The organism is Thermomicrobiales bacterium (assembly GCA_023954495.1).
GTDB lineage: Bacteria > Chloroflexota > Chloroflexia > Thermomicrobiales > CFX8 > JAMLIA01.
Genome location: JAMLIA010000121.1, coordinates 1 through 6,074 on the forward strand (window position 1 = coordinate 1; position 6,074 = coordinate 6,074).

5 protein-coding genes are annotated in these 6,074 nt (G+C 59.8%); 1 reads left to right on the forward strand and 4 read right to left on the reverse strand.

Features of this window, described 5'->3' with window-relative positions:
- Positions 1-175 precede the first annotated feature (175 nt).
- From M9890_15100 to M9890_15115, 4 genes are all read right to left on the reverse strand, one after another.
- Positions 176-1,924 (reverse strand): ABC transporter ATP-binding protein/permease, encoded by a 1,749-nt coding sequence (locus tag M9890_15100; GenBank protein ID MCO5178280.1) that lies wholly within the window; start codon positions 1,922-1,924, stop codon positions 176-178.
- A gap of 97 nt (positions 1,925-2,021) precedes the next feature.
- A complete protein-coding gene (locus tag M9890_15105) occupies positions 2,022-2,534 on the reverse strand; it encodes a DUF151 domain-containing protein (GenBank protein MCO5178281.1) in 513 nt (170 codons plus the stop codon).
- 604 nt (positions 2,535-3,138) lie between these two features.
- Entirely contained in the window at positions 3,139-4,434 is a 1,296-nt protein-coding gene (locus tag M9890_15110; GenBank protein ID MCO5178282.1) for an alpha/beta hydrolase-fold protein, read from the reverse strand.
- A 44-nt stretch (positions 4,435-4,478) separates the two neighbouring features.
- Positions 4,479-5,312 carry a siderophore-interacting protein gene (locus tag M9890_15115; GenBank protein ID MCO5178283.1) on the reverse strand — a complete coding sequence of 278 codons (834 nt, stop codon included), beginning with the start codon at positions 5,310-5,312 and terminating at the stop codon, positions 4,479-4,481.
- A 212-nt stretch (positions 5,313-5,524) separates the two neighbouring features.
- On the opposite strand from M9890_15115, the gene M9890_15120 reads away from it, so the two are divergent.
- Positions 5,525-5,809 (forward strand): hypothetical protein, encoded by a 285-nt coding sequence (locus tag M9890_15120; GenBank protein MCO5178284.1) that lies wholly within the window; start codon positions 5,525-5,527, stop codon positions 5,807-5,809.
- The last annotated feature ends 265 nt before the right edge of the window (positions 5,810-6,074 follow it).

Consider the following 6,074-nt stretch of genomic DNA (forward strand, 5'->3'; position numbering starts at 1 on the left):
CCGATTGTTCAATTGTGCGTTTGGCGCTGGCGGTGTTCTTGTCCGTCGTCGCCATCTACCCCCCATCCGGCCCACGCCGGGTGCCCCGATGGAGCGTAACACGAGCTACTAGTCATTGGAATACGTAGGGATAGTCACGCGGCAGTAGGTCTGCCGCATGACCGTTGGGTAGGTATCAGGAAATGACGAGCGTTTGGAATTGTGCAGCGTGCAGGCGCTGATATACGCCCTTGGCCGCTACCAGGTCCTGATGGCGGCCCTCTTCAACGATGCCCGATTCGTCGACGACGACGATGCGATCGGCGTTCTGGATCGTCGCAAGCCGGTGCGCGATCACGAGTGTCGTCCGCCCGACGGCAAGCTCGGTCAACGATGCTTGAATCGCGCGTTCGGTTTCGGAGTCGAGCGCCGAGGTCGCCTCATCGAGAATCAGGATTGGCGGGTTCTTGGCGAACATGCGCGCGATGGCGAGGCGCTGCTTCTGCCCGCCAGATAGCTTGACGCCGCGCTCGCCGATCACGGTATCGAGCCCTTCGGGCATGCTCTCGACGACGGACTCCATCCTGGCCCGGCGCACTGCATCCCAGACTTCGTCCTCGGTTGCATCGAGCCGACCGTAGATGATGTTGTCGCGAATCGTGCCGGTGAACAGGAACACGTCCTGCTGAACGACGCCGATCTGCTTACGGAGCGACGCAAGGGTCAGCGACCGGATGTCGTAGCCATCGATCGTGACGCGACCGGCATCAACCTCGTAGAACCGTGGCAAGAGCGACGCGATCGTCGTCTTCCCGGCACCCGAGGGTCCGACGAACGCGATCGTCTCTCCGGCTCGAATCGTCAGGTTGATGTTACTGAGGACCTTCTTCTCAGGCCCGTAGCCGAATGTGACGTTCTCATAGCGGATGTCGCCGCGCAGTCGGTCGACGGTGATTGCGTCCGGCGCATCCTGAATGTCTGGCTCAGTGTCGATCAACTCAGTGTAGCGACGGAAGCCGGCCAGGCCCTTCGGGTAAATCTCCAGGACAGTGTTGATCTTCTCCATCGGCCGGAAGAACACGCCAACCAGCAGCAGGAAGCTGACGAACTGGCCCTCTGTCAGCCGATTGTGCAGCACGAAGTAGGCACCCGCGACCATGACGACGACCTGTGCCAACCGCATCGAGACGTAGCTCAGCGACATGCTGGCGGTCATGATTCGATAGGCCTCGAGCTTGGTGGAGCGGTAGCGCTGGTTCGCCTTGGCGAACAGATCACGCTCGTGGTCTTCGTTCGCGAACGCCTGAACGACGCGGATGCCACCAACGTTGTCCTCAATGCGGGCGTTGAACTCGCCGACCCGGCCGAAGAGCGACTTCCAGTTGGAGGTCATTTTGGTGCCGTAGCGGACGGTGATCCAGCCGGTCATCGGAACGATCAAGGCGGCGATGATTGCGAGCGCCGGGTTGACATAGAGCATCAGGCCGAGCGCGCCGATGAAGGTCATCACGGCGATGAACAGATCCTCAGGGCCGTGGTGGGCGACCTCGCCGATTTCCTCAAGATCCTTGGTGATGCGCGCGACGAGATGTCCCGTCTTCTGGTTATCGAAGAACCGGAATGAGAGCTTCTGAAGATGGTCGAAGCTCTTGCGGCGCATCTCGGTCTCGATGTTGATGCCGAGCATGTGGCCCCAGTAGCCGACAACGACCATCAGGACCGCGTTGACCAGGTAGATTGCCATCAGTCCTATGGCAAACAGGACGATGAGACCCCAGTCTTCGCCCGGAAGAAGACTGTCGACAAATGTGCCGACCGCCATCGGGAAGGCGAGCTCCAGGACTCCGGAAAGGACTGCGCAACTGAAGTCGATGATGAATAGCTTGCGGTGAGGTCGGTAATAGCCGAAGAACCGCTTAACAACAGGGAGTGTCGTTGTGCTCACGTGCGTTTACTGTACCTCTTCAACTCACCTGGTCGCAGGCGCTATTGTACTCGCGGTGCTCGGCTATTGTGACAATGAATATACCCGTCAACAACGATCAGAGTGGGCTTGTGCCGTCAATCGCTCCGAGATCCAGGGATTCAATGAATGCCCGGAATGGATCAGGTGTCGACTCGCATGCGTCTTCGACCGTGGCTCGCCCAGTATCTGACAGTTCGGGGCAGACTGTTTCCAGGTCCGACTCGCTGATCGTGATGGCCCGCCTTGAACGACAGGCAAGCACAATTGCGTCGGCCGGGTGGGCCGGTATGCGCAAATCGCCGACGGGACCATCAAGCACAATCGACGCTTCTAATTCGCCATGCAGGCCAAGCATCAGGCTGGTCTCACGAACGGTAGAGCCGGACGCCGCCAGCGAATCCTCCAGCAGCTTGTAGATGCGCGATCGCCCGCTCGCGCAGTCACATGCCGTTGGCGAAAGTGCCTGCGCATCATCTGGCGTAATCGAGATCCAGATGACGCGTTCAGAGCGGGCACACAGGCCGAGGAGCGGATGCCCATGTTGTGCACACCAGGCGAGTCCATGAATTGTCAGGCGAACGTCCGACATTGCTCCTGCTCCTCCCAGAGGTTCTCTGCCTGCCCGTACCGCCGAGCTATCGAAACCAGGGCTGCGCCTCAATTCCGAGGATTATACTCGGGATTATCGTAGATGGGGTAATGACCGCTGTCAAGATCGAGGTAGGTAGCAGTCCTGTATGGGTCTGAGTCAAACGGGTGGGAGATCTTTCGGTTGCGACCTCAAGATGACAGGGGAACATGGAGGTTACCAGTCCAGCGAGTCGGCAATGCCAGCAATGGCGAGCAGTTCGGTCCGGCAGCCAACCCCTTGTCCTGTCATTTCGAACCGCAGTGAGAAATCTCCCCTGCGTTGGACTGAGTCAAACGGGTGGGAGATCTTTCGGTTGCGACCTCAAGATGACAGGGGAACATGGAGGTTGCCAGCCCAGCGAGTCGGCAATGCCAGCAATGGCGAGCTGTCCGGTCCGGCAGCCAACCCCTTGTCCTGTCATTTCGAACCACAGTGAGAGATTCCCACCCGTTCGACACAGTCCCACGCATGACAGATAATTCGCGTGTACGCGCGAAATCTCAGGTTTTGGGGCTGGCTGCCGCGTCAACTTGCTCAGTGACAACTCACCGAAACTGACGAGTTACCAGGCGCTCGTCAACTCCAGCAATCCGTCGGCGAGCGTTCCACGCCACCAAGCGTCGTCGTGTCCGCCATTGAACTCGCGGCAGGTGATCTCATAGCCCTTTCCTCGCGCGAGGTCGTAGAAGTGGCGGTTGGCGAACGTCTGGAGGTGCTGGGCGATGGGTGGTCCTAACTCTTGCGAACCGACTTCCTGATAGATGCGAATTGGCACAACTGGCGATTCGCTGAATTCGGTGATGATGAGCGGCGATGGCGGGATGGCGCCGACGACACCGCTGTGGCCCGTGTGTGAGAACGATTGCATCCCTTCGAGTAGGCTTGGGTGATACCAGCACGAAGCGGACTGCATGAGGACGTTGGCGAAGACATCCGGGTGCTTCAGCGCCGTATAGGCGGAACAGAGCCCGCCGAAGCTCCGCCCGGTGATGATGGCTCGGTTCGGATCTGCCGTCAGGTTGAACGTTTCGCGCGCCCACGGCATCAGCTCTTCTACCATCGCCCGTGAGAATTCCGGATTCCCAGGTAGCTCCACATTGCGAAGGTCGAGTTGGTGGACGAGAATCGCGGCGAGCGGTGGGATCTTTCCAGCGGCGATCAGGTTGTCCAAAACGATGTGCGAGCTGTGGTGTCGTTCACCATCAAAGATCAGGACAAAGCCAACGGGCTCGGACTCGGCAGTGTGTCCAGCTGGCTGATACACCCAGACGCGTCGTTCATTGCCAAGGATGTCGCTCGCGAACGTGTGCTCGCTGACGGCGCCGGTCGGAATGCCAGCTTGCGGCTCAAGCCACGGCAGCGGCTGCGCGTCTGGCAGCGCAAGCACCGAATCGAGCTTAAGTTCAGCGGACGACTCGACGTCCTGCCAGTCGTCCGATTGGCGCGTCTTGCAGAGTGGATCGGGTGTCACCGGCTGGAAGCGCAGGTCGCCGACCATCCCTCCGGGAGGCACGACGGTGAATCCGTAGGTCATGCGAATTGTCGAAGCGATTCGCCACGTGAGATACCAGACGTCCGTGTCGGCCAGCTTGCGGAGCTTGCGCTTGTCCTGCGGCAGGTTGGTGCAAACTTCGCGCAACAGCACATCGTCGGTCGGACCGGTCTCGCGCCAGACAAATGTCACAAGGCATTGCGACGGGTCGTTGTCGTCAATGTCGACAATCGGCGTGCCTTCGCGCTCCAGTTCATCCCAGAACGTTGCCAACGCGCCCGCTTCGCCGTTAGCAATTGCGGTTGCGAGCTGTTCGATACGGGCACATGTGTACTTCATATCATCAGGTTGCTCATTCTCAGCCACGTGAGCTCCGTCTTCGTCTACCTGGTTGCTGGTAACGGGCGTGCCTACTCATCGTCATCATCGACTGGCGCATGGTGGTCAAGGTTCGCCACACCGCGTCGCCAGTAGCCATCAACGTCAAACCATTCGGGGTGGTCTGCGAATTCAGTTCGCAGGTGCTTGCGAATGGGCTTCAGCATCCCTGCTTCGCCGGCAAACCAGGCATAGCCATCCCCATTCAGCCGGGTGCGTTGCTGTACAGCGCGGAGCAGCAGATCTGACTCGGCAGGATCTTGCGCGCCGTGATGGATCCAGGTTACATCCAGGTCAGCGGCTGACGAGAACGTCTGCTCGTCGTCCCGATCAGTCACAGCAATAAATGCCTGAATACAGGCACCAGCCCGAGATTCTTCGATCCATCGTCCAATCGCTGGAAGCGCCGTGGCATCTCCGCCCAGCAGGTACCAGTCGAATGTGGAATCAACGACTCGAGACCCTCGAGGTCCGAGGATGCCGACGAGCCTTCCCGGCTCTGCCTCAGTCGACCAACGAACTGCGGGGCCATCACCGTGGATAACGAAGTCGATGTCGAGCTCGTTGCTCTCCGGGCGGAACGCGCGGACCGTGTAGTCCCGAAACGTCGGCTGCGGCTGATCGGCTGGGATTGGTATCAAACCACGCTCGCCAATTTGCGGCATGATCGGTTGTTCAGCGTCGGGCGCAGGGAAGCACAGTTTCACGTGATCGGCCGGCGAGGCCGACTTGAACCCGGCAAGATCGTCTCCGGCTACAGTCACTCCCAGCATGCGTGGCCCCAATGCCTGCTTTTTCACCACTGACAGAATCCGTGGTGTGAGATCGAACAGGACCATATCTACCCGGTGTGTCTTGGCGCTCATCCGTCACCTTCCATGCGCTACACCTGTGCAATCTAATTCCGATAGAATCGATCGGGATTATCCTTCGACCTCGGATGCCTGTCAAGGCGCTGACTCAGCGAGGCATTGCGCAGCAACAGAAGCGGCGGAATGTTGCCCAAATGGGCTGTGATGGTCGATAATCGATGCGGTGCTGACGTGGTAGACACGAAGCGATGGAGGACGGCGACCGGATGAAGGACTTGTTGCGCTGGCTTCGCGGCTCGACGCTCGACGATGTTGATGAGTCGGTGCCGGTATGCCCGAATCACGGCGTCGAAATGGATCTCTTCAAGCACGTCGGTAAGCCGGCCCGATTCTCCGATCAGGCGACGCAGACGTACACGCTGATCTATCGCTGCCCGGTTCCGGGGTGCGGCGAGACCGCCGAGCGCGATCGCGTCCGCAACCAGATCCCGATGCGAGGCGAGCAGACCACGCGACCGGCCTGGTCGAAGCAGGACCGGACTCGCGTCTGATCGACGGCTTCACCATTCCGCCCGCATCAGCCAATCTCAGCGACTGGTTCACTCGCCAGACCAATTGGTCGACCGCCGTCCTGCCCGCGTACGATGGTGGTTCCGTAGGCAACCTGCCTGTTTCGATTCTGCGCGCGTTCGACGTTGACATAAGCGATGGCGCGTTGCTGCCGCCGCTGTCGGGGCACGCGCTACCCGCAACGTTGCTCGACGATGCGCGAGTGGTCGTGCTGGTTGTTGTTGACGGCTTCAGCGCAGAGGCGTT